This is a genomic window from Cupriavidus sp. 94F1 (genome assembly GCF_057798875.1).
On sequence record NZ_JBYOJT010000001.1, the window covers coordinates 670493 to 696115 of the forward strand.

Annotated in this window: 25 protein-coding genes and 1 tRNA gene; 17 read left to right on the forward strand and 9 right to left on the reverse strand. The window is 66.1% G+C overall.

Going from position 1 to position 25623, the window contains the following annotated elements; genetic code table 11:
* Positions 1–3 precede the first annotated feature (3 nt).
* The 3 genes from AC3FJ6_RS03060 to AC3FJ6_RS03070 all read left to right on the forward strand — a co-directional run bounded on the left by AC3FJ6_RS03060 (position 4) and on the right by AC3FJ6_RS03070 (position 2421).
* Entirely contained in the window at positions 4–537 is a 534-nt protein-coding gene (locus AC3FJ6_RS03060) for a GspH/FimT family protein (protein ID WP_488770620.1), read from the forward strand.
* Positions 538–632: 95 nt separating this feature from the next.
* Positions 633–1754, forward strand: coding sequence for a bifunctional diaminohydroxyphosphoribosylaminopyrimidine deaminase/5-amino-6-(5-phosphoribosylamino)uracil reductase RibD (gene ribD / locus AC3FJ6_RS03065; RefSeq protein ID WP_488770621.1), 1122 nt, complete (start codon positions 633–635; stop codon positions 1752–1754).
* Positions 1755–1788: 34 nt separating this feature from the next.
* Positions 1789–2421, forward strand: a complete 633-nt coding sequence (locus AC3FJ6_RS03070; protein WP_488770622.1) for a riboflavin synthase — start codon at positions 1789–1791, stop codon at positions 2419–2421.
* Between the two features lie 116 nt (positions 2422–2537).
* Here the strand turns inward: AC3FJ6_RS03070 and AC3FJ6_RS03075 are convergent, their stop codons facing one another.
* A complete protein-coding gene (locus AC3FJ6_RS03075) occupies positions 2538–3569 on the reverse strand; it encodes a CaiB/BaiF CoA transferase family protein (RefSeq protein WP_488770623.1) in 1032 nt (343 codons plus the stop codon).
* Positions 3570–3856: 287 nt separating this feature from the next.
* Between AC3FJ6_RS03075 and ribBA the strand changes: the two genes are divergently transcribed.
* The 4 genes from ribBA to AC3FJ6_RS03095 all read left to right on the forward strand — a co-directional run bounded on the left by ribBA (position 3857) and on the right by AC3FJ6_RS03095 (position 7395).
* Positions 3857–4972 (forward strand): bifunctional 3,4-dihydroxy-2-butanone-4-phosphate synthase/GTP cyclohydrolase II, encoded by a 1116-nt coding sequence (ribBA, locus tag AC3FJ6_RS03080; RefSeq protein ID WP_029051080.1) that lies wholly within the window; start codon positions 3857–3859, stop codon positions 4970–4972.
* Between the two features lie 101 nt (positions 4973–5073).
* Complete coding sequence (gene ribH / locus AC3FJ6_RS03085; RefSeq protein ID WP_029051081.1) at positions 5074–5583, forward strand: 6,7-dimethyl-8-ribityllumazine synthase; 510 nt, start codon at positions 5074–5076, stop codon at positions 5581–5583.
* Positions 5576–6091, forward strand: a complete 516-nt coding sequence (gene nusB / locus AC3FJ6_RS03090; RefSeq protein WP_029051082.1) for a transcription antitermination factor NusB — start codon at positions 5576–5578, stop codon at positions 6089–6091. Before ribH ends, nusB begins: the two co-directional genes overlap by 8 nt.
* A 122-nt stretch (positions 6092–6213) precedes the next feature.
* Positions 6214–7395: a pyridoxal phosphate-dependent aminotransferase gene (locus AC3FJ6_RS03095; protein ID WP_400393340.1), complete on the forward strand. Its 1182-nt coding sequence runs from the start codon at positions 6214–6216 to the stop codon at positions 7393–7395.
* Between the two features lie 106 nt (positions 7396–7501).
* On the opposite strand, the gene AC3FJ6_RS03100 is transcribed toward AC3FJ6_RS03095, so the two are convergent.
* Positions 7502–8584 (reverse strand): lytic transglycosylase domain-containing protein, encoded by a 1083-nt coding sequence (locus AC3FJ6_RS03100; protein WP_488770624.1) that lies wholly within the window; start codon positions 8582–8584, stop codon positions 7502–7504.
* Positions 8585–9230: 646 nt separating this feature from the next.
* Here AC3FJ6_RS03100 and ubiD point away from each other — a divergent pair.
* Positions 9231–10748, forward strand: a complete 1518-nt coding sequence (gene ubiD, locus AC3FJ6_RS03105) for a 4-hydroxy-3-polyprenylbenzoate decarboxylase (protein ID WP_488770625.1) — start codon at positions 9231–9233, stop codon at positions 10746–10748.
* Positions 10749–10849: 101 nt separating this feature from the next.
* Positions 10850–12871, forward strand: coding sequence for an acetoacetate--CoA ligase (locus tag AC3FJ6_RS03110; RefSeq protein WP_488770626.1), 2022 nt, complete (start codon positions 10850–10852; stop codon positions 12869–12871).
* A 30-nt stretch (positions 12872–12901) separates the two neighbouring features.
* On the opposite strand, the gene AC3FJ6_RS03115 is transcribed toward AC3FJ6_RS03110, so the two are convergent.
* Positions 12902–13558 (reverse strand): glutathione S-transferase family protein, encoded by a 657-nt coding sequence (locus tag AC3FJ6_RS03115; RefSeq protein WP_488770627.1) that lies wholly within the window; start codon positions 13556–13558, stop codon positions 12902–12904.
* 285 nt (positions 13559–13843) lie between these two features.
* Between AC3FJ6_RS03115 and AC3FJ6_RS03120 the strand changes: the two genes are divergently transcribed.
* Together AC3FJ6_RS03120 and AC3FJ6_RS03125 are read left to right on the forward strand one after the other, a co-directional pair.
* On the forward strand, positions 13844–15070 hold the full coding sequence (locus AC3FJ6_RS03120) for a polyhydroxyalkanoate depolymerase (protein WP_488770628.1): 1227 nt from the start codon (positions 13844–13846) through the stop codon (positions 15068–15070).
* 75 nt (positions 15071–15145) lie between these two features.
* Positions 15146–16069: an aldose epimerase family protein gene (locus AC3FJ6_RS03125; RefSeq protein WP_488770629.1), complete on the forward strand. Its 924-nt coding sequence runs from the start codon at positions 15146–15148 to the stop codon at positions 16067–16069.
* A gap of 29 nt (positions 16070–16098) precedes the next feature.
* Here the strand turns inward: AC3FJ6_RS03125 and AC3FJ6_RS03130 are convergent, their stop codons facing one another.
* Complete coding sequence (locus AC3FJ6_RS03130; RefSeq protein ID WP_488770630.1) at positions 16099–16488, reverse strand: DUF5594 family protein; 390 nt, start codon at positions 16486–16488, stop codon at positions 16099–16101.
* Between the two features lie 112 nt (positions 16489–16600).
* On the opposite strand from AC3FJ6_RS03130, the gene AC3FJ6_RS03135 reads away from it, so the two are divergent.
* Both AC3FJ6_RS03135 and trmB read left to right on the forward strand, forming a co-directional pair.
* Positions 16601–16675 (forward strand) — tRNA-Gly (locus tag AC3FJ6_RS03135).
* A 77-nt stretch (positions 16676–16752) separates the two neighbouring features.
* The gene (trmB, locus tag AC3FJ6_RS03140) at positions 16753–17535 is read left to right on the forward strand and encodes a tRNA (guanosine(46)-N7)-methyltransferase TrmB (protein WP_153950280.1); all 783 of its coding nucleotides are present in this window, start codon (positions 16753–16755) and stop codon (positions 17533–17535) included.
* Positions 17536–17592: 57 nt separating this feature from the next.
* On the opposite strand, the gene AC3FJ6_RS03145 is transcribed toward trmB, so the two are convergent.
* The 3 genes from AC3FJ6_RS03145 to AC3FJ6_RS03155 form a co-directional block, all read right to left on the reverse strand.
* Positions 17593–18474, reverse strand: coding sequence for an undecaprenyl-diphosphate phosphatase (locus AC3FJ6_RS03145; protein ID WP_488770631.1), 882 nt, complete (start codon positions 18472–18474; stop codon positions 17593–17595).
* A 79-nt stretch (positions 18475–18553) separates the two neighbouring features.
* Complete coding sequence (locus tag AC3FJ6_RS03150) at positions 18554–19120, reverse strand: DUF1439 domain-containing protein (RefSeq protein WP_488770632.1); 567 nt, start codon at positions 19118–19120, stop codon at positions 18554–18556.
* 26 nt (positions 19121–19146) lie between these two features.
* A complete protein-coding gene (locus tag AC3FJ6_RS03155; RefSeq protein WP_343655987.1) occupies positions 19147–19434 on the reverse strand; it encodes a YkgJ family cysteine cluster protein in 288 nt (95 codons plus the stop codon).
* Between the two features lie 240 nt (positions 19435–19674).
* Between AC3FJ6_RS03155 and AC3FJ6_RS03160 the strand changes: the two genes are divergently transcribed.
* From AC3FJ6_RS03160 to AC3FJ6_RS03175, 4 genes are all read left to right on the forward strand, one after another.
* A complete protein-coding gene (locus tag AC3FJ6_RS03160; RefSeq protein ID WP_488770633.1) occupies positions 19675–20460 on the forward strand; it encodes a TetR/AcrR family transcriptional regulator in 786 nt (261 codons plus the stop codon).
* A gap of 240 nt (positions 20461–20700) precedes the next feature.
* Complete coding sequence (locus AC3FJ6_RS03165) at positions 20701–21354, forward strand: protein-L-isoaspartate O-methyltransferase family protein (RefSeq protein ID WP_153950285.1); 654 nt, start codon at positions 20701–20703, stop codon at positions 21352–21354.
* 13 nt (positions 21355–21367) lie between these two features.
* The gene (locus AC3FJ6_RS03170; RefSeq protein ID WP_215528355.1) at positions 21368–21691 is read left to right on the forward strand and encodes a rhodanese-like domain-containing protein; all 324 of its coding nucleotides are present in this window, start codon (positions 21368–21370) and stop codon (positions 21689–21691) included.
* A 162-nt stretch (positions 21692–21853) separates the two neighbouring features.
* Complete coding sequence (locus AC3FJ6_RS03175) at positions 21854–23332, forward strand: TolC family outer membrane protein (RefSeq protein WP_488770634.1); 1479 nt, start codon at positions 21854–21856, stop codon at positions 23330–23332.
* Positions 23333–23339: 7 nt separating this feature from the next.
* Here the strand turns inward: AC3FJ6_RS03175 and AC3FJ6_RS03180 are convergent, their stop codons facing one another.
* Both AC3FJ6_RS03180 and AC3FJ6_RS03185 read right to left on the reverse strand, forming a co-directional pair.
* Positions 23340–24602 (reverse strand): O-antigen ligase family protein, encoded by a 1263-nt coding sequence (locus AC3FJ6_RS03180; RefSeq protein ID WP_488770635.1) that lies wholly within the window; start codon positions 24600–24602, stop codon positions 23340–23342.
* A gap of 115 nt (positions 24603–24717) precedes the next feature.
* On the reverse strand, positions 24718–25539 hold the full coding sequence (locus AC3FJ6_RS03185; RefSeq protein WP_488770636.1) for a DUF4377 domain-containing protein: 822 nt from the start codon (positions 25537–25539) through the stop codon (positions 24718–24720).
* Between the last annotated feature and the right edge of the window lie 84 nt (positions 25540–25623).

Sequence of the window (25623 nt, forward strand, 5' to 3'; positions counted from 1 at the left end):
ATCATGCCGAGGCGAAAGAGGTGGCAGCAGCATGGCGTGACGCTGACCGAACTGCTGGTATCGCTGGCCGTATCGGCTGTGCTTGCGGTGGCCGCATGGCCCACCATCGGCACGCTCGTCGCCGAACAGAGTGCCAGCCACGCCGCAGACCGCCTGGCGGCGTCGCTGGCGCTGGCACGCACCACGGCGTCGGCACGGCGGTCCGACGTGCGGCTGGCGCCGATCCACGGCGCAGACACGCTGGATCGCGGCTGGCAGTTGACGGCCCTGGGAGACACCGCTGGCGAGCAAACCCCGCCGTTCTCGGTGGTGGCATTGCATGAGCGCTACCTTCGCATCACGCTGCGCGCCACCGCCGGCACGGCAGCCACCCAAAGCCTGCGCTTGACACCTGTGGGATACTCACGGTCGGAGCGTGGCGGCTTTCTGGCCGCCACATTCCTGGTGCGTTGCCACCAGGCGCAACGCCAGGTACGGCTCGGCGCCCAGGGACGCATCCGGATCTGCCGCCCCGGCGCCGATGCCGATTGCGACTGACCATGCCGCAGGCGCCAGGGCACCGGTCCGACGCCCCTGATTTCCCAGATTTTCGATTGACCGGACATACCACTTCAGGCCCGACTCGCCACACCATGTTTTCCGATTCCGACCACACCGCCATGGCGCAGGCCCTGGCACTCGCCGCACGGGGCATGTACACCACCACGCCAAATCCTCGCGTCGGTTGTGTCCTGATGAAGGACGGACAGGTCATCGGACAGGGCTATACGCAGCCGGCCGGCCAGGATCATGCCGAAATCCAGGCCATGAAGGACGCGATTGCGCGCGGTCATGACCCGGCGGGTGCCACCGCCTATGTCACGCTGGAACCGTGCAGCCACTTTGGCCGCACGCCGCCATGTGCCGACGCGCTGGTACGCGCGCGCATCGCCCGCGTGGTGGCCGCCATGGAAGACCCGAACCCGAGCGTGTCAGGGCGGGGCCTGCAGCGGCTGCGCGACGCGGGCATCGACGTACGCTGCGGGCTGCTCGAAAAGGAAGCGCGCGACCTCAATATCGGCTTTGTCTCGCGCATGACGCGCGGGCTGCCGTGGGTGCGCGTCAAGGTGGCGGCCTCGCTCGATGGCGGCACGGCCTTGCACGACGGCACCAGCCAATGGATCACGAGCCAGGCCGCGCGTGACGACGGCCATGCCTGGCGCGCCCGCGCGTGCGCCATCCTGACCGGCATCGGCACCGTGCGGGACGACAACCCCGCGCTGACCGTGCGGGCCGTGGACACGCCGCGCCAGCCACAACGCGTACTGGTCGACTCGCGGCTCGAAGTGCCGCTCGACGCGCAGATCCTGCATCGTGACACGGGCGATTTCGCCAAACCGGTTCTGGTGTTCTGCGCCGTCGAGGACAAGGCGCGCCAGCGCGCGCTGGAAGACCGGGGCGTCGAAGTCGTGGTGCTGCCCAACCGGCACGGCAAGGTGGAACTGCGCCGCATGCTCGAGGCGCTGGGCCAGCGCGGCATCAACGAACTGCATGTGGAAGCCGGCTACAAGCTCAACGGATCGCTGATCCGCGAAGGCTGTGCCGACGAACTGCTGGTCTACATGGCACCCCGGCTGCTGGGGGACGCGCAGGGCATGTTCAACCTGCCGCCATTGACCCGGCTGGAAGACGCCGCGCAATTCCGCTGGCACGAAGTGCGGCAGATCGGCGACGACCTGCGCCTGATCGCCCGCCGCGCCGACAGCAAGGACTGACAACCGTATTCATCGTATTCAGACAGAGGCAAGCATGTTTACTGGCATTGTGGCGGCCGTGGGCCGCATCGAAACCGTTTCGCCGCTGGGCGATGCCGATGCGGGCGTGCGCCTGCGCGTGGCCGCCGGCGACCTGGACCTGTCCGATGTGGGCATCGGCGACAGTATCGCCATCCAGGGCGCCTGCATGACCGTGGTCACGCTGGAAGCGGGCCACTTCGACGTGGATGTCTCACGCGAATCGCTCGACAAGACCGTCGGGCTGGACCAGCCGGGCCGCGTCAATCTCGAAAAGGCACTGCGCCTGGCCGACCGCCTGGGTGGCCATCTGGTGTCCGGTCATGTCGATGGCCTGGGCGAAGTGGTCCGTTTCGCCCCGGTGGGCGAGTCGCACGAGCTGCGCATCCGTGCCCCGCGCGAGCTGGGCCGCTACCTGGCTTACAAGGGGTCGGTGGTGGTAAATGGCGTATCGCTGACCGTCAACACCGTCAGCGACGAAGCCGACGGCTGCGTGTTCTCGATCAACCTGATTCCGCATACCGTGGAAGTGACCACGCTCAACGAACTGGCTGCGGGCAAGCGGGTGAACCTGGAAATCGACCTGATCGCGCGCTACGTGGAGCGGATGCTGTCGGCGTCCGACGGCGTGGCCAGGCCGGCGCTCTGACCGGCGCGCGTCGCCGCCGGCACGGCATGACGGGCCGCTCCCGGCCCGCTGCATAAGTCCCCTCCTCGACGTATTTTTCCTGGTTTTGATCGACAGTCCGATCGACAAACGCAGCGTCAGGCGTCGGGCGCCAGAAACCGGGGCGCGCCAGCGGTATCGAGCGTGCCATCTTCCCGCTCGACGAACAGGCCCCGCGCCACGTTGTGCGGATGGCGGGCTGCCTCGGCGATGCTGAGCACCGGCGCATAGCACACGTCCGTACCCCCCAGCAGGCTGTCCCAGTGGGCGCGCGGCTGACTCAGGAACAGCGCCGTGAAGCGCGCTTTCAGGGACGGCCACGCGGTGCGGTCATACTGGCTGGCGGGATCGACGTCGTCTAGCCCCAGCTTCGTCAGCAGCAGCGCATAGAACTGCGGCTCCAGCGCGCCAATCGTGATGAAACCGCCATCGGCGCAGGCATAGACGTCGTAAAACGGCGACTGATGGAACGGGCTTGGCTCGTCTCCGTCCAGCTGGCCGTTGTTACGGACCCAGAGCGCGATGCTGCCGAGCATGCCGACCATATCGACGATGGCGCCATCCACCACGCGACCCCGCCCCGTGGCGCGGGCGTCGAGCATGGCGCAGACCATGCCGAAGGCCAGGCCCAGCGCACCGCCGGCATCGCCGAGCACCGTGGGCGGGGTGATCGGCGCCTGTCCCGGCCGGGCGGACAGCGACAGCATGCCGGTGAGCGCCACATAGTTCAGGTCATGGCCCGCCGTCTGCGCCAGCGGCCCGGTCTGGCCCCAGCCGGTCATCCGCCCATAGACCAGCGCGGGATTGCGGGCAGCGCAGTCGGCCGGGCCCAGCCCCAACCGCTCCATGACGCCGGGCCGGTTCCCTTCGATCAGCCCATCGGCCGTGGCAACCAGGCGCAAGGCCTCGGCCAGGTCGCCCGGCTGCTTGAGGTCCAGCGGCACGATCGTCTTGCCGCGCCGCAGCGGGCTGGGCTTGCTGCCGCCCAGTCGGTCGGCCACGGCCGTACGCTGGCGCCTGGCGATGACCGTGACCTCGGCGCCCATGTCGGCCAGCATCCGGCCGGCCAGCGGCCCGGGACCCAGGCCCTCGAACTCGACAATACGGATGCCCTGCAGAGGTGGATGCATCTGATATCTCTCCGTGGTCTGGCCGGCTGTCCCGGCGGAAGCGGCGTATGGCAACGCAACGGTTCCGATATGCCGCCTCATTCACATTCCCGCAACCCGGGCGAACCCGGGCCCTGTCGGCGGCCGCCCGGTCCGCCCCCGAACCCGGGGCATCGTCGAACGGCATGGCGTACAATAGCGGCCTTGATTTCGCCGGTCTCGCGACATCCGCGCCGGCCCTGCCCGCCTGATTGCCTGTCCGATTGCTCGCATCCCGCGCCCGCCCTCATTGAACGCCGTTCCAAGCCATGACTATCGCCCGTACTGAAGACATCATTGCCGACATCCGCGCCGGCCGCATGGTCATCCTCGTCGACGAGGAAGATCGTGAGAACGAAGGCGATCTGGTGCTGGCGGCCGACTTCGTGACGCCCGAAGCCATCAATTTCATGGCCAAGTATGGCCGCGGCCTGATCTGCCTGACGCTGACGGCCGAACGCTGCCGCCAGCTGGAGCTGTATCCGATGGTGTCGCGCAACGGCACCGTGCATGGCACCAACTTCACGGTGTCGATCGAGGCCGCCGAGGGCGTGACCACGGGCATCTCGGCCGCCGACCGCTCGCGCACCGTGCAGGCCGCCGTGGCCCGCGACGCCAAGGCTTCGGACCTGGTGCAGCCGGGCCATATCTTCCCGCTGACGGCCCAGCCCGGCGGCGTGCTGATCCGCGCCGGCCACACCGAAGCCGGCTGCGACCTTGGCGCGCTGGCCGGCCTGACCCCGGCGGCGGTGATCTGCGAGATCATGAAGGACGACGGCACGATGGCCCGCCTGCCCGACCTGATCGAATTCGCACGCGAGCACGACCTGAAGATCGGCACGATCGCCGACCTGATCCACTACCGCAGCCGCACCGAGAGCATCATCGAACGCACGGGCGAGCGCGACATGCAGACGCCGTGGGGCAAGTTCCACAGCGTGATGTACCGCGACAAGCCGTCGGGCCGCGCCCATCTGGCGCTGGTCAAGGGCCAGCCGCGTCCGGATACCGCCACGCTGGTGCGCGTGCATGAACCGCTGTCGGTGCTGGACCTGCTGGAAGCCGGCCGCACCACGCACTCGTGGAGCCTGCCGGCCGCGCTGGAAGTGCTGCACGGCGCCGAACAGGGCGTGATGGTGCTGCTGAACTGCGGCGACGCGCCGGAACAGATTTTCGAACAGTTTGCCGCGCTGGACGCCCCGCAGGACCGCCCCCGCCGCAAGCCCGACCTGCGCACCTACGGCGTGGGCGCCCAGATCCTGCGCGATATCGGCGTGGGCAAGATGCGCGTGCTGGGCTCGCCGCGCAAGATGCCGAGCATGACCGGCTACGATCTGGAAATCGTCGGCTGCCAGCCCATGGACGGCGAGCCGAACTGCGATTGATGCGATTGGAACGGGATTGAACCAGGCATCCGCCTGCGGTACGGAATCACACGGCGCCGGCATTCCTGCCGGTGACTGACCGAATGAATGGAGAACTGACAATGGATCACGGCTTCTACGAGAGCAACCTGGACGGTGAAGGCCTGCGCATCGGTATTGTGCAAGCCCGTTTCAACGAGCCCGTATGCGACGAGCTGCGCGAAGCCTGCACGGCAGAACTGGAAAAGCTCGGCGTCGAGGGCGAAGACACGCTGCTCGTGACCGTGCCCGGCGCGCTGGAAGTGCCGCTGGCCCTGCAGAAGATGGCCGAAAGCGGCCAGTTCGACGCACTGATCGCGCTGGGCGCGGTGGTGCGCGGCGAGACGTACCATTTCGAGCTGGTCTCGAACGAATCGGGTGCCGGCATCACGCGCGTGGGCCTGGACTTCAACGTGCCCATCGCCAACGGCATCCTGACGGTCGACACCGACGCGCAGGCCCATGCCCGCACCCGCGAAAAGGGCCGTGACTGCGCCCGCACCGCAGTGGAAATGGCCAACCTGGTCGTCGCGCTGGATTCCCTGCGCGAGAACGACGGCCGCGATGAAGATGACGAGGAAGATGATGAGTAATGCCCCCGACAACGGCGACGCGCAAGACGCCGCCGGCAAGCCGGCCGGCGCCAAGGCGCGCACCGAACCCAAGGCTCCGCCGAAGAGCGCGCGCCGGCGGTCCCGGGAACTGGCCCTGCAAGGCCTGTATCAGTGGCTGCTGAATCGCAACGATATCGGTGCAATTCAGGCCCACCTGCACGACGCGCAAGGCTTCAACAAGGCCGACCGCGAACATTTCGACGCGCTGCTGGGCGGTGCCGTGCGCGAGGAAGCGCGCCTGACCGCCGCGTTCGAGCCGTTCCTGGACCGCACCGTCGACGAACTGTCGCCCGTGGAGCGCGCCGCGCTGCTGGTGGGCAGCTACGAGCTGGTGCATTGCCTGGACATTCCGTACAAGGTCGTCATCAACGAAGCCGTGGAACTGACCAAGACCTTCGGCGGCGTGGAAGGCTACAAGTACGTGAACGGCGTGCTCGACAAGCTGGCCGCCCAGGTGCGCGCACCCGAGGTTGCCGCGCGCCGCTGACCCGCATCCACCCGACTGGATGTTGCAATCCGGCGTCCGGCATCCCATGATGCCAGTCACCGGCATGACACCCGCTCCGGCGGGTGTTTTTGTTTCCACCCCGTGCTTCTGTCCCCATCGCCATGGACTACCAGCGTATCGCCACCGCTTCCCGACTTGCCAACATCGAGGCCTTCCACGTGATGGAACTGGCCAAGCAGGCCGCCGAACTCGAACGTGCCGGCCGGCACATCATCCACATGGGTATTGGCGAGCCCGATTTCACCGCCGCGGCGCCGGTCATCCACGCGGCCGAAGCCGCGATGCGACGCGGCGTGACGCAGTACACCGGCGCCCTGGGCATCCACGCGCTGCGCGAAGCCATTGCCGGTTACTACAAGACCGCCTATGGGCTGGACATTCCCGAGCGGCGCGTGATCGTCACGGCCGGTGCCTCCGGCGCGCTGCTGCTGGCCTGCGCGGTGCTGGTGGAAATCGGTGCCGAAGTGCTGATGCCGGACCCGAGCTACCCGTGCAACCGCCATTTCGTGGCGGCGTTCGATGGGCAGGCGAAAATGATCCCGAGCGGCCCGGCGGAGCGATTCCAGCTGACGGCCGCCCAGGTGGCGGCCCACTGGGGCGAAAAGACGCGCGGCGTGCTGCTGGCGTCGCCATCGAACCCGACCGGCACGTCGATCCTGCCGGACGAACTCAAGGCGATCCTGGCCGAAGTGCGCGAGCGCCGGGGCTTTGCCATCCTCGACGAGATCTACCAGGGGCTGTCATACGATGCCCCGCCCGTCTCGGCGCTGGCGCTCGACGACAACGTGATCACCGTCAACAGCTTCTCGAAGTACTTCAACATGACCGGCTGGCGGCTGGGCTGGCTGGTGGTGCCCGATGCGCTGGTGCCGGCGTTCGAAAAGGTGGCGCAGAACCTGTTCATCTGCGCGTCGGCCGTGGCCCAGCATGCGGCCGTGGCCTGCTTCTCGCCGGAGGCGCTGGCGATCTACGACGAGCGCAAGGCCGAGTTCCATCGCCGCCGCGACGCGATCCTGCCCGCGCTGGAAGCGTTGGGGCTGCGCGTACCGGTCAAGCCCGACGGCGCGTTCTATGTCTATGCCGACTGCCGGCACGTGAACCACCCGGCCGCTGGCAACGCCGACAAACTGACCCAGGCGATCCTGCACGATGCCGGCGTGGTCATGGTGCCCGGCACGGATTTCGGCCCCCACACGGCAAACGACTACATCCGCATCTCGTATGCGACGTCGATGGCCAATATCGAAGAGGCCATGGATCGCATGCATCACTTTTTGCGCTAGGCGCCAGGCCCACCCGGGCGACGGCCCGGCAGCCGGAAACGGAACGAAAACGAAAAGGCACCCCGAGGGGTGCCTTTCTTCTTGCCGGTCGAACCCGCCCCGAAGGTCAGGCCGCCTGCGCGGTATTGCCGGAGGCTTCCAGCTTTTCGCCGTTCTGGTGATGCTCGGCCTGCGTCTTGGCGTCGCCCGCCTTGTCCGCGGCCGGCAGGCCCAGCAGGGCACGCAGCCGTCCACGTTCGGCCAGCACCTTGGCGCCATAGCCGCCGTCCGTGTTGGTCGTGGCGCCCACGTAGTATTTCAGGCCGCCCTCGATCGAACCGGCGCGGGCGATGCAGTCCTTCAGCACCAGCGCACCGATCTTGATGTTGGCGTACGGATTCAGCGCGGCGGTCACGCCGCCCACGGCTTCGTACTTGTCCTGGTGGACCTTGGTCATCACCTGCATCAGGCCCTGCGCCCCGACGCCGCTTTCGGCGTACGGATTGAAGCTGGACTCGATGGCGATCACGCCCAGGATCAGCAGCGGATCGATACCGACCTCGCGGCCGGTCATGTAGGCAGCCTTGACCAGCTGGGCGGTAGCCTGGCTCGCGACGCGGTACTTGCGTGCGATGTACTCCGCCACGGCGGCCTGCTCGCGCGCCGATCCCAGCGCGCTGGTGTTGCGCGCGTCCAGCGCCACGCGCTGCACCGGAATCTGGGCAGCCAGGTGCGCCACCGACGGCACCTTGCCCGCAGGGGTCTGGCTCCATTCGTCGACGCCCGACACGGTCGGCAGGCCCTTGGCCTTGGACGTCGCGGTAGCCAGCAGTCGTGCTGCGGCCGCGTCGGCCGATATCGCCGGCACCGACGCGCTGGCGACGGCGTGAACCGTGTTGGCCGCTTCGGCGTTGGCCACGGCGGCGTCTACCAGCACGGCAGGCGCTTCATTGCCCGCCAGTGCCCCGGCAAGCGATGTCCGCCATTGCTGGCTGACGGTGAGGGTGACCGCTGCGGCCACCGACAGCACCCCGAGACTGTTCAGGGTGTACTTCAAGGTTGTGCGGCCGCCGCGCAGCAACGCGCGACCTGCCACCGGATGGGCCAGTCGCACTTGCAGTGCGCGGCTCACACCGGGTACCGGCTGTCTGAGGCGGACCTGCAATGCCCGCCCGATGCCGGGAAGATGAAGGGTTTTCCAACCGCTCATGCTTACCTCCATCCGTCGCCCGCTGCGCGCGCCCGACAACTGCGCGTGCCCGATCTCAACGTATTCAAGTAAGGATGCTGCGCCACCTAGCAGGGGTGTCCAGCATCTGTTGGCGGGCGCTCCCCATGCGCCCAACGAGAAACAGGGCACAGCTTGGGGAGCCGCACCCTGCCACTAAGATCACTCATCGACTCCGGCATCCCGCCAGAGGACTGCGCACCGGGCTCCTCCCTGGGGCCGCTTGATGGACAGTCGATTCGGAAATGTCGCCGTTGCTTTTTTCGCCACACCCACTTGACAACCGGGGCCCAAGCTATGTTGCAACGCAACACTCCTGAGAGCAGACCGGATTGTAGGAACGCTTTTATAACCCGTCAAGCATAAGACAACGAAATATTCCTACTTTCAGCAATATGTAACAACGCCTTTTACGGCACTCTTGGGCTAACCGCCGCCCCTCAATCGCAAGCCACGCCTAGCCTCGCAATTGTCTGAACAAATGACTAAAGTCATCAGTTACTTACAATTTTGCGGCGTCCGCAGGCACGATTTTTTTGCGCCTTTGAGATGGCGTGTGTATCGTCACACACATCGAAGCAGCGCGCCCCGGCATGGCGCGATGCCACATCCCTGAACCAAATTCACTATGCAATACAAAGATTTGCGCGATTTCATCGGTCAGCTGGAGCAGCGCGGAGACCTCAGGCGCGTGAGCGCGCCGGTATCGCCGAACCTCGAAATGACCGAGATCTGCGACCGCCTCCTGCGCGCGGAAGGCCCGGCAGTCGTATTCGAGCAGCCGCGCCGGGACGACGGGGATATCTATAAAGTACCGGTCCTGGCAAATCTGTTCGGGACGCCACAAAGAGTCGCCTTGGGCATGGGCGCGTCGAACCTGGAAGATTTGCGCGATATTGGCCGCGTGCTGTCGGCGCTCAAGGAGCCCGAGCCGCCCCGCGGGCTGCGCGAGGCCGGCAAGCTGTTCACGCTGGCCAAGTCGGTATGGGACATGGCGCCCAAGCGCGTCAGCAGCCCCGCCTGCCAGGAGATCGTCTGGGAAGGCAACGATGTCGATCTGGCGCGCCTGCCGATCCAGACCTGCTGGCCCGGCGACGCCGCGCCGCTGATTACCTGGGGCCTGGTGGTGACCAAGGGTCCGCACAAGAAGCGCCAGAACCTGGGCATCTACCGCCAGCAGGTCATCAGCCGCAATCAGGTGATCATGCGCTGGCTGGCGCATCGTGGCGGTGCCCTTGATTTCCGCGAGCACGCGCTGGCCAACCCGGGCAAGCCGTTCCCGATCGCCGTGGCGCTGGGGGCCGACCCGGCCACGATCCTGGGCGCGGTCACGCCGGTGCCCGATACGCTGTCCGAGTACCAGTTTGCCGGCCTGCTGCGCGGCAGCCGCACCGCGCTGGCCAGCTGCATCACGCCGACGCTGTCCGAACTGTCGGTGCCGGCGTCCGCCGAGTTCGTGCTCGAAGGCCATATCCAGCCTGATCCGAACCACCCGTCCGGCTACCAGCACGCGCTGGAGGGTCCGTACGGCGACCATACCGGCTATTACAACGAGCAGGACTGGTTCCCGGTCTTCACGATCGACCGCATCACCATGCGGCGCGATCCGATCTACCACTCCACCTACACCGGCAAGCCCCCCGACGAGCCGGCCGTGCTGGGCGTGGCCCTGAACGAAGTGTTCGTGCCGCTGCTGCAGAAGCAGTTTCCGGAGATCACCGACTTCTACCTGCCGCCCGAAGGCTGCAGCTACCGCATGGCGGTGGTGCGCATGAAGAAGCAGTACGCCGGCCACGCCAAGCGCGTGATGTTCGGCGTGTGGAGCTTCCTGCGCCAGTTCATGTACACCAAGTTCATCATCGTGGTGGACGACGACATCGACGCGCGCGACTGGAAGGAAGTGATCTGGGCCATCACCACGCGCGTGGACCCGAGCCGCGACACGGTGATGGTCGACAACACACCCATCGACTATCTCGACTTTGCGTCGCCCGTGTCGGGCCTGGGCTCCAAGATGGGCATCGACGCCACCGACAAGTGGCCCGGCGAAACCACCCGCGAATGGGGCACCCCGATCAGGATGGACCCGGCCGTGAAGACGCGTGTCGACGAGATGTGGGGCACCCTCTTCGCGTCCCCGAAGTAGCCGTTCAGCCAGCCGCGCACCCGCGGCGCGGCGGTCCGCTATCATTTGCGGACCGCCCATCACGCCAAGGGCCCGCGTCAGACGGGCCGCGGAGGAGACACATGACCGTTGCAGGGACACTGATGTGGACGCCCACGCAGGCGTTCGCCGACGGCAGCCAGCTGGCCGCCTTCATGCACTGGCTGCGCCGCGAGCGCGCGCTGGATTTCCGCGACTACGCCAGCCTGTGGCAGTGGTCGATCGCCGATATCGAAGCGTTCTGGCAAGCCATCGTCGATTATTTCGACGTGCGCTTCGACACACCGGCCAGTGCCGTGCTGGCCCAGCGCACCATGCCCGGCGCACGCTGGTTCCCGGGCGCCACGCTCAACTACGTGCAGCAGGTCTTCCGCCATGCCGGCACGGGCCCGGCCCGCGCACGCCCCGCCATCCGCCATGCCGGCGAGGCGCAACCGCTGGCCGATATCAGCTGGGATACCCTGGAAGCCCAGGTGGCCTCGCTGGCGCACGCGCTGCGTCAGATGGGCGTGACGCGCGGCGACCGCGTGGCGGGCTATCTGCCGAACATCCCTGCGACGATCGTGGCCTTTCTGGCCACCGCCAGCGTGGGCGCCATCTGGTCCGGCTGCGCGCCCGACATGGGCCAGGTGGCGGTGATCGACCGCTTCCGGCAGATCGAGCCCAAGGTGCTGATCGCGGTGGACGGCTACCGCTATGGCGGCAAGGCGTACGACCGCGCGCCCGTCATCGCCGATCTCGTGGCTGCCCTGCCCTCGCTGACCGATATCGTGATCGTGCCGACGCTGGGCAGCCAGGTCGACATCGACGGCGCCGTCGCCGGCCGCAGCGCAAGCCTGCGGCGCCACGCCTGGGCCGATGTGCTGGCGCACGACGTGCCGCTCCAGGTGGAGCCGGTGCCGTTCGACCATCCGCTGTGGATCGTCTACTCGTCCGGCACCACGGGCATGCCCAAGCCCATCGTGCATGGCCATGGCGGCATCGTGATCGAGCAGCTCGAGCTCATGGCGTTCCACAACAACCTGGGCCCCGACGACGTCTTCCACTGGTACAGCAGTAGCGGCTGGATCATGTGGAATGCCCAGGTGGCCGGGCTGCTGCTGGGCACGACCATCGCGCTGTACGACGGCAACCCCGCCTGGCCAGATGCCGGCGTGCTGTGGCGTTTCGTCGACGATGCCCGCGTGACGATGTTCGGCGCCGGCGCCGCGTTCTTCACCAGCTGCATGAAGGCGGGCGTGGAGCCGGCGCGGATTGCCGATGTCTCGCGGCTGCGCGGCATCGGCTCGACCGGCTCGCCGTTATCCGAAGATGCCTACGCATGGATCTACGCGCACGTCCGCGAAGACGTCTGGCTGGCGCCGATGTCGGGCGGCACCGACTTTGCCGGGTCGTTCGTGGGCGGCTGCCCGGTGCTACCAGTCTACGCCGGCGAGATGCAATGCCGCTGCCTGGGCGCCAAGGTGGAAGCGTTCGACGCGCACGGCCATGCCGTGATCGACGAAGTGGGCGAGCTGGTCTGCACCGAGCCGATGCCGTCGATGCCGCTGTTCCTGTGGGGCGATGCCGATGGCAGCCGCTACCGCGACAGCTATTTCGACGTGTACCCTAACGCCTGGCGCCATGGCGACTGGATCCGCATCACGCCGCGCGGCGGGGCCATCATCTACGGGCGCTCGGACGCCACGATCAATCGCCATGGCATCCGCATGGGCACCAGCGAGCTGTACCGCGTGGTGGAGGAACTGCCCGAAGTGCTCGACAGCATGGTGGTCGATCTCGAATACCTGGGCCGCGAATCGTACATGCCGCTGTTCGTGGTGCTGCGCGACGGCATGGCGCTGGACGATGCCCTGCGCGACACCATGCGCGCGCGCATCCGCGCGGCGCTGTCGTCGCGCCACTTGCCGAACGAGATCGTGCAGGTGCCCGGCGTGCCACGCACGCTGTCGGGCAAGAAGATGGAAGTCCCGATTAAGAAGCTGCTGCTGGGCCACGCGCCGGACCGGATCGCCAATCCCGATGCGATGGCGAATCCCGACTGCCTGGCGTGGTACTTCGCCTACGCCGCCGACTACCTGGCGCGCCAGCCGCGCGTGGCCTGAACGGTGATCCGAGCCAGGGCACGCCCGGCGTCAGAACTCCACGTCGAGTTCGCTGATTTCGTCGGGTTCCTCGCGCGCCGCGCCAATCCATTCCTGCATTTCGGGCATGGCCAGGATGGTCTTGCAGAATTCCACCAGCGGTGCGTCAAGCTTCACACCGTAGGTGACAAAGCGCGTGACCACGGGCGCATACATCGCATCGGCCACGGTGCGATGCTTGCCGAACAGGAACGGGCCGCCGTAGCGTTCCAGGCATTCGGTCCAGATCGCGGTGATGCGATCGATGTCGGCCTGCGCCCGGGACCAGACCTTCAGGCCGGGGAAATGGCCCTTCAGGTTCATCGGCAACGCCGCGCGCATGGCGGCAAACCCCGAGTGCATTTCGCCGCAGATGGCGCGGCAATGTGCACGCGCGGCCAGGTCGTCGGGCAGCAGCCTGGCTTTCGGCTTGATCTCGTTGAGGTATTCGGCAATCGCCATCGTGTCCCATACCGTCACGCCCTGATGCCGCAGGCACGGCACCAGGATCGACGGCGAGAGCAGCAGGATTTCGGCGCGCACGGCGGGATCGTCGGGCGGCACCAGCACCTCCTCGAACTCCAGCCCGGCAAAGCGCGCCAGCAGCCAGCCCCGGAGCGACCACGATGAATAGGTCTTGCTGCTGATCGTCAGCGTTGTCTTGGCCATCTTGCCTCCTCCGCCCCCCGGGGCGTGACGTCCGCTTGCAGTATCGGTGCCACGGACGCGTTCCGCCAGTACGCACCCGGGCGGTGCGGCCGGCGGGCACGACCGGCACCAGTCCGAAGCGCCCGCCGCTTCGCGCACGATGGGCGCGCGGTGTTTGCGCCACTCGGTGCACCGCGTGTGATCCGGCGCACCGAACCGATTCCCGATCCGCAACCTGCGTGCCAACATGAACCGCGATGGCACATAAATTGCGGTGCCAAGGCTTGGATGTGGGGAGATCGAGCGATGCTTTACCAGGCCTACCAGACATACGCAGACTTGGTGCAGCCAGCATGCTCGCTCGCCGACATCACGGCCACGCTGCTGAGCGCATGGCGCCATGGCGACCAATCCGAGCCGCTGCGCTCTCTGCGCGGCGCCTGCGAAGTGCTGGCGCTGGCCCGACTGACCCACTACCGCCCGCCCTTCGGCATCGACAGCGTGCGCATTCGCGGCCAGGACGTGCCGGTGGTCGAGGAAGTGGTCACGCGCACGCCGTTCTGCACGCTGCTGCGCTTTCGCCGCGAAGGCGTGCCGCCGCAGCCGCGCGTACTGCTGGTGGCGCCGATGTCCGGCCACTTTGCCACGCTGTTGCGCGGCACCGCGGAAACGATGCTCCGCGACCATGACGTCTACATTACCGACTGGCACAACCCGCGAGACGTCCCGCTGTCACGCGGCCGCTTCGGCTTCGACGAATTCGTGCAACACCTGGTCACCTTCCTGCACGCACTGGGCGGCAACACCCACGTGGTAGCCGTCTGCCAGCCGACCGTGGCCGCACTGGCGGCCGCCGCGCTGATGGCCGAGGACGGCGACCCGATGCAGCCGCCCAGCCTGACGCTGATGGCCGGCCCGATCGACGCCCGCGTGAACCCCACCCGCGTCAACGAACTGGCCACCAGCCGCCCCATCGAGTGGTTCGAAAACACGCTCATCGGCTATGTGCCGTGGCGGTTTGCGGGCGCCATGCGGCGCGTGTATCCGGGCTTCGTGCAGCTGATTGCCTTCATGAGCATGAACCGCGAGCGGCACGAGCAGGCGCTGCGCGACCTGTACGCACTGCGCACCCGTGGCGAACACGCCAAGGCCGATGCCATCCAGGCGTTCTACACCGAGTACTTCGCCACGATGGACCTGACGGCCGAGTTTTACCTGGAAACGGTCAGCCTGATATTCCAGCGGTTCCTGCTGGCTCAGGGCCTGCTGGACGTGGGCGGGCGGCGGGTGTCGACGCGTGCCATCCGCCGCACGGCGCTGCTGACCATCGAAGGCGAGCGCGACGACATCTGCGCCATCGGGCAGACCATGGCGGCACAGGACCTGTGTTCGAGCCTGCGCCCGTACCTCCGCATGCATCACATCCAGACCGGGGTCGGCCACTATGGCGTATTCAACGGCAAGCACTGGGAGGCGCAGGTGTATCCGCTGGTGCGCGAAACCATCTATACGAGCGACGAGATGCGGCGGTAAGGCGCCCGTGCGCGTCCTGCCGCACAAGCCCGACGGCCCACATGCGCTACGCTTGCGGTTTTCGACGCGCCACGGATGCCGACGATGACCACCACTCAACGATTCCAGGGCCAGGACCTGCTGCGGGTCGGCCATGACGACAACTACCTGCTGCTGGCGCCCGCGCACGGCGGGCGGCTTGTGCGCTGGGTGCATCGCGGGCAGGACATCCTGTACTGGCCGGACGATGCCGACTGGACCCGCGTCGCCAAGATACGTGGCGGCAATCCGCTGCTATTTCCGTTTATCGGCCGGCATTTCGTCGACGGCGAAGCGGGCCGCTGGCGCGACGGTGCGGGCGCGATCCACGCACTGCCCCAGCATGGCTTTGCCCGTGACCTGCCGTTTGCCGTCTCCGAACTGTCGGCCGACGCGGTCAGCGTGTCGCTGGCATCATCGGCCCAGACCCGGCCCGGCTATCCGTATGAATTCGTATTCACGGCCACCTATCGGCTGGTGCCGGATGGCATCGCGGTCACGCTGCGCACGCGCAATACCGGCGACGCCGCGCTGCCCCCGTTGCCGTATTACGCCGGCCATCACTTCTACTTCGCCCTGCCCCATCCTGCCCGCACGCAGAGCCGCATCGTCATGCCACCGGCATCCCGTGTTCGGCAGCTTGCCGATGGCGGCCTGACGGCGCCCGAGCCGGGCGAGCCCGCCTATCGGCTGGACGATCCGCGGCTGCAGGACACCTTCCATGTGCTGCAAGCCCGCGGGAATGGCGATGCCCGGTCTGTCTGCGTCGAACTCCCGACGCGTACCATCGACATCGGACTCGATGCCGCCAACACGGTGCCCTGGTACGCCGTGACCACCTGGACGGAGCGCGACGATTCCGACTTCTACTGTGTCGAGCCTTGGCTCGGCCTGCCAAATGCCATCCACCATGGGCAGGGATTGCGATGGATACCCGGCGGGGCGGAAGACACCGCCACGTGCCGGCTGACCATCCGATAGCCATCGGCCGCGCTCCGCTCACACGGCGCTCATCGCACCAGATGCTCGAAATCGAGCCCGCCGATCAGCACCGTGGCCTCGGCCTGCGTGCGCGAGTTGAAGTCGATCTGCCGGGGTTCCTGCCAGGCATCGAGCTTGGCCGGCAAGGCATCCAGATACGCGTCGAACCGCTCGACGCCGCCCGAGGCAAACAGGCGATCGACCTCGAAACTGTCCCACGACAGTGTGATGTCGATCGGATAGGCATAGCGGCCGCCGTTCGGCCTGGACTCCGCCCAGACGCGCAGGCAAGCGGGCAGGTCGGAGGCGGCCGGCGACTGGATTTCCGCATGCAAGGTGCCACGGGACAGGCGCTGCACACGCTCGATAATGCGCGGCAACAGCTCGGAATTGAATCGTTGGGCAGGAACGGGGTGCACGGGCGGGGGCATCTCGTGTGGGGATCGGGTATTGTGCGCCGGTTGGGGCGGCGTCGCCACCGGGCGAGTTCCGCCGCACAACCATGCTACAATCCGCCCCCAGTAAGCCATGGCGGGCGTCGTATAATGGCTATTACCTTAGCTTCCCAAGCTAAAGACGTGGGTTCGATTCCCATCGCCCGCTCCACTTCCCAGATCTGACAAGCCGCCTCTGGCACCCGGTCAATGGATGACCGGCGATCCGCCCGGCGGTTTTTTGTTGCCATGCTTCCCCAAGACACGAACACCGACACGCTGCCGGGCGACGACGCCGACGGCGCCAGCGGACAACCTGCAGACGCCACCCCTGCCAACCCGGGTGACGAGGTCGCGCATCCGCGCCGTATCCGCTCGTTTGTCAGGCGTGCCGGGCGCACGTCCACCGGCCAGCAGCGCGCCATCGACGACCTCGGTCCGAAGTTCATCGTGCCGTATCAAGGCGAACCACTGGACTGGACGGCCACGTTCGGGCGCGAGGCACCGTCGATTCTTGAAATTGGCTTTGGCATGGGCGAGACGACGGCGCATATCGCCAAACTGCGCCCGCAGGACAATTTCCTGGGCTGCGAAGTCCATGAGCCTGGCGTTGGTGCACTGCTGAAGCTGATTGGCGAGAACGATCTGCAGAATGTGCGGATCATGAACCACGACGCGGTGGAAGTCATCGCGCACATGCTGACCGAGCAGTCGCTGGACGGCGTGCATATCTTCTTTCCCGATCCCTGGCACAAGAAGCGCCATAACAAGCGCCGCCTGGTCCAGCCGCCGCTGGTCAAGGTGCTGGCCAGCCGCCTGAAGCCCGGTGGTTATTTCCATTGCGCGACGGACTGGGAAGAATACGCCCACCAGATGGTGGAAGTTCTGAGCGGCGAACCGACCCTGGAAAATACCTCGACCGCTGCCGGTGGCTTTGCGGAACGCCCGGATTACCGTCCTGTGACCAAATTCGAAAAACGCGGCGTGCGGCTGGGCCACGGCGTTTGGGACGTAGTATTCCGCAAGAAATAAGAAAGGGGCCCGAGGCCCCTTTTTCATGCTGTCGCCAATTTGCGCTCGCGTCGCAAATCAGGCGTGCCAGGACACCATACCCGTCCAGGCAGTCAGCAGCACGATAATCCCGAAGGCAATCCGATACCAGGCAAACGGCTTGAAATCGTGCGTGGCCACGAATCGCAGCAGCCATCGTACGCACAGGAACGCCGACAGGAACGCGAACACGAAGCCGATGCCGAAAATGCCCAGGTCGTCGGCCGACAGCACCGCCCGCGCCTTGTACAGTTCGTAGACCGTGGCGCCGAAAATGACCGGGATCGCCAGGAAGAACGAGAACTCGGTGGCCACCTGACGCGACAGGCCGAACAGCATGCCGCCGATAATCGTCGCGCCCGAGCGCGAGGTGCCCGGCACCAGGGCAAAACACTGGGCGAGACCCACCTTCAAGGCGTCGCGCCAGGTCAGGTCGTCGATCGACTCGATGCGCGGCGCGCCGGCCTTGGCCGCTTCCAGCAGCGCATTGCCCTGCGGATGCGACACGGTACCGCGCCGCCCCTCGCGCCACTCCGCCAAGAGAATCACCACGCCACCGACGATAAACGCCAGCGCCACGGTAATCGGATTGAACAGATGGGCCTTGATCCATTTGCCGAACACCAGCGCCAGCACGATGGCCGGCACCGTGGCAACAATCACGTTGATCGCAAAACGTTGCTGCCGGGGGTCCGAGACCAGCCCGCCCAGCGCGGCGCCGATGCGCCGGCGGAATTCCCAGCACACCGCGAGGATCGCGCCGAACTGGATCACGATCTCGAAGATCTTGCCTTTTTCGTCATTGAAGTCCAGCAGTTGTCCGGCAAGAATCAGGTGGCCGGTGCTGGAGATGGGAAGAAATTCGGTCAGTCCTTCGACGATGCCGAGAATCACGGCCTTGAGGGCGAGTGCAATATCCATGTGGACTCAAAAAGTAGGCGCGAATGGCGGCTGGTCCGCCAGCGATGCCCGAAGGCATCGCATTATTGTTGCTGTGAATTTACGGCCGATTAATCTTGACGTTGATACCGTCTGGCAGGACCGTGATTGTACCGGGCTCCACGCTAGTGCCGGCCAGCCGCAACTGCTCCGGCTTGAACGTATAGAGCGGATAGTTTTGCAGCAACTGCTCGGACAGGATGCCGCCCAGTGCATTCAACTGGCGTGAAAACTGGCCAGGCAACCCCTGCACGTCGAACTGCTTGACCTCGGGGTCCTGCAGCACCAGCGAATGGCTTGGGGGGTCATAGCGCAGCGCGCTGTCCAGCGCGAAGCGGCCGGTGAGCGGCTGACGGAAAAACAGCCGGTTGTCGATCGTGGCATCGAAGCTGACCAGCACGCGATTACGGGTGGCGTCGAGCGCCAGCTGCGGGTTGGCAAGCTGGATATCGAACACCTCCATATACCGCTTGTTGAACGGGAATTTCTTCGCCAGCGCGTCCTGCAACTGGCTTTGCGAGAATGTGTACTCGCTGCGGAATACGCTGCAGCCCGCCAGCCAGCCCGTGGCCACCAGCGTGGCTGCACCCGCGGCCGCCAGCCAACGCCGGCGCGTCATCGCAATCATGCAAGCCTCTCCATCAAACAGTAGGGTCAGCGCACCGCTCCGGCCGGCGCCGTCGCCTGCTCGAGCCGCGTCAGCCATACCATGGCCGATTCGCGGGAATCCCCGCACATTTCGGCTGAGGGACGCAGTCCGCCGCAGAACGCCGGCCGCTGTGGCTGTCCGAAGACCGCACACCGCATGTCCGCCATCAGTTGCGCGCACCGCTGGCCCGCCGGCTTGCCATGCGGCATCCCTGGCAAGGGCGACGTGATGGACGGCGCGATACAGCAAGCGCCGCAGCCGGCACGGCAAGTGGGTTCAGACTGGCAGGACATGGTGAAGGTTCAGCGGCAGATGCCGACAATACAGGGGCGCCGCCGATGCGCGGTGCCAAGCCGGCATTGTGCCTGAGCCGATCCGCGAGACCCGCAACAAAGCGCAACTTGCGTATCATGCGTCACTTATACCGTTCGTCGCACGCCGCTTGACCCCGCAATTCCGGTCCTCTACATTACTGACCGACAAGTTATTAATACTGCGATGCATCCCGCATGGATCGCCTTGGCGCCTGTCCCGTGAGCCCTGCCCTGCCCAAGAAAGACCCCGACACCCGCCGCTGGAGCCGGCGCAAGGCCGCGCGCCCGCAAGAGTTGGTTGCCGCCGCGCTGACGCTGTTCGTGGAACGCGGCTACGCCGCAACCCGGCTGGAGGACGTTGCGGCCGCGGCCGGCGTGTCGAAGGGCACGGTCTACCTGTACTTCGCGAACAAGGAAGAACTGTTCAAGACAGTGGTCCGGGAGAACATGGTGCCCGCGCTGGCCAAGGGCACCGATCTTGTGGACACCTACGAAGGGTCCACCCCGGAACTGCTGCGCGAACTGCTGCTGGGCTGGTGGGGCCTGATCGGCGCCACGCCGGTGGCAGGCCTGACCAAGCTGATCATTGCCGAATCGGGCAATTTTCCCGATATCGCCCAGTTCTACCAGGACGAGGTCATGGGGCCCGGCGACGCGCTGTTTGCCCGCGTGCTGGCGCGCGGGGTGGCACGCGGCGAGTTCCGCCAGGTGCCGCCCAATCCCGCGACCACGCTGCTGTGCGCGCCGCTGGTGTTCCTGATGCTCTGGCGCAGCGCCTTCAGCCAGGTCAATGTGCCGGCCATCGACCCCAATGCCTTTCTGGACCAGCTGCTGCATATGCTGCTGTTCGGCCTGACCACGGGTCCGGCGCGCGATACCCCGCTGCCCGCCCAGCAAGGGCCTTATGTCTGGGAGCGGATTCGTGACGAACTGATGGCGGAGCGCGCGGCGGCGGATTCCGAGCCAGATTCCCGGAATGACACCCGGGCGACCGTCCGGACATGAAGACACCCCAGGCCGCGCACGGCCCCGCGTGCCACGGCGCAACGCTAACCGTTTGTAAACATGCCAGCCCGGTTGGCGAGGGTAAAATAGCGGGCTTTTGCGTAACATCCCGGCATGCGGCGGCTCTGGCGCCCGACGGGACAAGGCAAATCCGGCACTGATCGATACAACAGCGCAGACGGTGGGGTGAACAGCCCCGCCGGCGGCGCAACCCCGCAAGCATCTCGAAGGAAAGGCAAGATGGATCTCGAAAAAGCCCGATTCAACATGATCGAACAGCAAATCCGCCCATGGGACGTGCTGGACCAGGAAATCCTGGACCTGCTGGCCGTGGTCAAGCGTGAGCAGTTCGTGCCGCAGGCCTACGCCGCGCTGGCTTTCGTCGACATGGAGATTCCGCTGCCGGGCGGCGAGAACATGATGCCCCCGCGCGTGGAAGCCCGCATCCTGCAGGACCTGAACGTGCGCAAGCACGAGAACGTGCTGGAAATCGGCGCCGGTTCGGGCTACATGGCCGCGCTGCTGGCGGCCCGCGGCCGGCACGTGGTGACCGTCGACATCCGTCCGGAACTGGTGGCACTGGCTCGCCAGAACCTGGCCAATGCCGGCGTGACCAATGTGGAAGTGGCCGAAGGCAATGCCGCCGACGGCTGGGCCGTGGCCGCGCCGTACGACGTCATCTGCATCTCCGGCTCGCTGCCGGAACTGCCGCAGTCGATCCTGTCGCAGGTCAAGGTCGGTGGCCGTATCGCCGCCATCATCGGCACGGCGCCCGTGATGGAAGCCCGCATCATCACGCGCGTATCCGAGACCGAGTACCAGGTCGTGAATATCTTCGAGACGCTGGCCAAGCCGCTGCAGGGCGCCGCGCAGCCGTCGCGCTTCAAGTTCTGAACCGGAGCCAGCCATGCAGGTAATTACCGCCCCCGAACTGGCGCAATGGCTGGCCGATGCCGGCCGCGCCAAGCCGGTGTTGCTGGATGTGCGCGAGGATCTGGAAGTGCGCACCGCCGCGATGCCGGGCATCACGCATATCCCGATGGGCCAGATCCCGGCCCGTCTGAACGACATCGACGAGGACGCCGAGATCGTCTGCATCTGCCACCACGGCGCACGCAGCATGCAGGTGGCCAGCTTCCTGGAGCGCCAGGGCTATGCCAAGGTCTGGAACCTGACCGGCGGCATCCACGCCTGGTCTACCCAGGTCGATCCGTCCGTTCCGCAGTATTGATCCGGAACCGGCCCCGGCAGCACGCCGGGGCCGTGCCACCGCGCAGTATCCCGGCCGTACCCGCAGCATCCGCAGCATCCGAAGTACCCCGTCCTGGCAGTACCACCCGTCGCAACCTATCGATCGTTGGCCGCGCGTGCCGCTGGCCGAGCTGGAGATGTCATGAGTTTTGCGCTTTCCGCCGTGTCCGTTGCGGCCAGGAAACCCCTGGTGCTCGCGGCTGCCCTGCTCGCCTGGCTCCCCATGCCGTCCGCGCTGGCCGCCGACCTGCTGCAGGTGTATCGCGACGCGCAAGCCAACGACGCCCAGTTCGCCAGTGCCCGCTCGCAATTGCTGGCCACGCGCGAGAAGCTGCCCCAGGGCCGCGCCGGCCTGCTGCCGCAGATTGCGGGCACGGCGGGCGCGCAGCGGACCATGGCCGACTACAGCTCGCCGGTGGATACCACGCGCTACTTCAACGCCAACACCTGGGCGCTGCAATTGACACAGCCGCTGTTCCGCTGGGACCGCTGGGAAACCTACAAGCAAGGCGAACTGGCGTCGCTGGCGGGGGAAGTCACGTTCCAGCAGGCCCAGCTGGACCTGATCACGCGTGCGTCGCAGGCCTACTTCGACGTGCTGGCCGCGCAGGACAACCTCTACCTGGCCGGCGCACAGAAAAAAGCCATCGGTGAGCAGCTGGAACAGGCCAAGCGCAACTTCGAGGTGGGCACGGCCACGATCACCGACGCCAATGACGCGCAGGCCCGCTACGACCTGGCCACGTCGACCGAAATCGCCGCCCAGAGCGCGCTGGAGGTGACGCGGGCGACCCTGCAACAGATCACCGGCAAACCCGTGGACGAACTCATGGGGCTGCGGCCCGAAGCCCAGATCCCTGGGCCTCAGCCGCCCGATGTGAACGCGTGGGCATCGCAGGCCGAGCAGACCAATCCGCAGGTGGGACTCGCCAGCTACAACCTGGAAACCGCCCAGCGCGAGACCAACAAGGCCAAGGCGGGCCACCTGCCTTCGGTGGATCTGGTGGCGTCCTACGGCTACACCAACGCCCAGGGCACCGCCACCCAGCTCAGCAACGTCGGCAGCCGCTACAACTCTGGCGTGGTGGGCGTGCAGCTGAATATCCCGATCTCCACCGGCGGCCAGATCCAGTCGCGGGTGCGCGAAACCCTGGCGCTGGCGGACAAGGCCGCGAGCGACCTGGAATTCGCCCGCCGCACCGCCGCGCAACAGGCACGCCAGACGTACTCCGGCGTCTTCAACGGCCTGGCCCAGGTCAAGGCGCTGGAAGCGGCGGAACGCTCGGCGCAGAGCGCCGTGGAATCGAACCAGCTGGGCTACGAAGTGGGCGTGCGCATCAATATCGACGTGCTCAACGCCGAAGCGCAATTGTTTTCGACACGCCGGGACCTGTCCAAAGCCCGCTACGACACCATCATGAACGGCATGCGCCTGAAGGCGTCCACCGGCACGCTGTCGGAGGACGATGTGGTGCAGATCAACACGCTGCTGACGCAGATGCCGGGGGCGATGTATAGGGTGCCGGGGAAGGCGCGGGTGGGGGCGGCTGGACCGTCACCAGAGCTCGGCAAGGACGGGCGTCGAGCCACCAGTGCCCCGACGCGAGCCCCACATTCGTAATGCGCCTCTAGGCGTTGCCTGTTGTGGAAACATGCGGGCCGGAACATCTGCCGATCTCTGCACTCGAGCGTCGGCCAGCCCGCGCCTCACACACGGCCAATCCCAGAAGCAGCCCGATCACGCCTGCATAAAACACAATGTTGGCCTGATGCGCCAGCGTAACCTGCGTCAGTCCCGACAGCAGGGACGCCATCACGACGGCCAGCCCTGCGGCGCCGAGGCTCTGGCCGCGCTCATTGCCGATGGCACGGCATGCACGCATCGCTCGCAGGAACAATGCCCCGGGGATCAGGAACAGTCCGAGCAAAGTCACCAAACCCGGAACGCCGGTCGTTGAAGCGGCTTCCACGATATCGTTGTGTGCATGTTCCAGCACACAAACTACCGACTCCTTACGGTGCTCACAGTAAGGGGCGGCCTTCAGCACCTCCGCGAATTGACCCACGCCAACACCGGTCCAGGGATGGTTTATGAAGTACTGCAGCCCGATGTCCCACATTTGCAGCCGTGCGCCCACCGATGACTCGGCGTTCCCCTCCTGGAATTGTTCGACCTCGTGAACTGCCTGGCCAACACGTTCGGCAACCGGGCTGCCGGGTGCCATGTACAACGCCACCACCAGCGCGGCAATGCCTGCACACGCAACAAGGAACATCCGGGCGCTGAACCGCTTGTACCGAATCAGCAACACCGGGAAAAGCGTCAACATCATCGCCATCATTCCGCCACGCGTACTGTTCATGATCAGAATGGGGACGGCGCAAATCACGTTGAACCACGCTTCAGCGTGTGCGCGGAAATGGTCGCCGGGACGGGCAAAGCCCACCAATGCCAGCGCGGCCACCATATTCGCAAATGCGATCGGCTGAACCCATGCGGCCGGACGACCGTCATGCATTACCAGCAACTGGTAGCTCACGATCAACAGCGCACCGAACAAACCTACAGTAATCCCCTGCCACAGCCGATCGGGGTTGGGAGCGGCACGCACGATCATCCAGCAGGTCAGTACTGCCAGCAGTGCGCGTGACGGATTGTCGATCACGTTCCAGGGCACGTGGTGGTACAGCTTCGACGCCAGGCAAACACCTAAAAATGCCGCCACCGAAATCGTCAATGGACCCAGTACGTCAGCATATTGCCGCCACGATTGCCCAAGCCCGCGCCAACCCACAAAAAACAATAGGCCAACCCCGGCAAGAAATACCCCTGCCCCACGTGGCACACATAAAACCAGGATAGGAAACGCAAAAACAAGGGCATCGGCCATCGTGGATAGCCGGCTGTTGCGGATAGTCATAGGATGCGAAAGAGTCACACCGCCGCCCGATGAATTCACCCCCGGCCAGCGTCAAATCAACCCGCCATTCTAATCCATCCCCCTTTCACTTCCCCCTCCGCCGCTCCACCACCTCAAGCAACTGCCATCGAATGGCCGTCGCGTCCGCCGGAGGATTCGGCACCTGGTACTCCCTCACCCGCAGCTTGTACGTGACGCCCGGTTCGAAATCGAGGCCCTCGATCGGCCCGTACCAGAGTTGCCACGGCGCATCGGCCGATTCCCGCCAACGGTAGCACTGCAGCTTGCCGGCTCCAGTGCATTCCACGCGTTGTGAATCGATATAGACGATTTTCTCCCGGCCCGGCACGGCGCCCGTTGCGGGATCCACCTTGTCGCCGCGTCGGCCTACGCCTTCCCGTTCGACAAACTGCAACAGATCACCATCGGCCGTCTTCCAGATGATCTGGCGGCCCGTGGCGCCGGCGGACGGCTGCGTGCCGACAGTCGTAAAGGGCGACTGCATGGCCTTGAGCAGGGCCGACTCCGTTTCCATCCGGGGGCCCGCACACGCCATGCGCGTGCCCGCCACGTGGTCGAACCGGATGCCGGTCTGTGTCTTGCCGTAGCCGCCGGTAAAGCGGTTGCAGCCGCTGGTGCCGTTGACGATGCCCTGCGACGAATCAATGCCGTCGCTGAAATTGAAGACAATCGGCTCGCCGTTGTCGCCGTGCGGAATGTCACGCACCGTGCCATCCGGCATCTGCCAGCGCACCAGCTCCCAGCGGCTGGGGCCGCTGGAGCGGGTTTCATTCAGGGTGGCACTGGCCGATGGATTGTCGGGTGGCTGGCCCGTGGCACAAGCCGACAGGATGGCGGCCGCGCCAAGCAGCAAAGTCATGACAAGGGGACGCAGAACGCTTTGCATGGGTCGACTCCTTCAGACTGCCGCGCGACAAGCGCAGCAACATCCACAATATCGATCAGTCTAGCGTCCCGAGCGCCGTCTGTA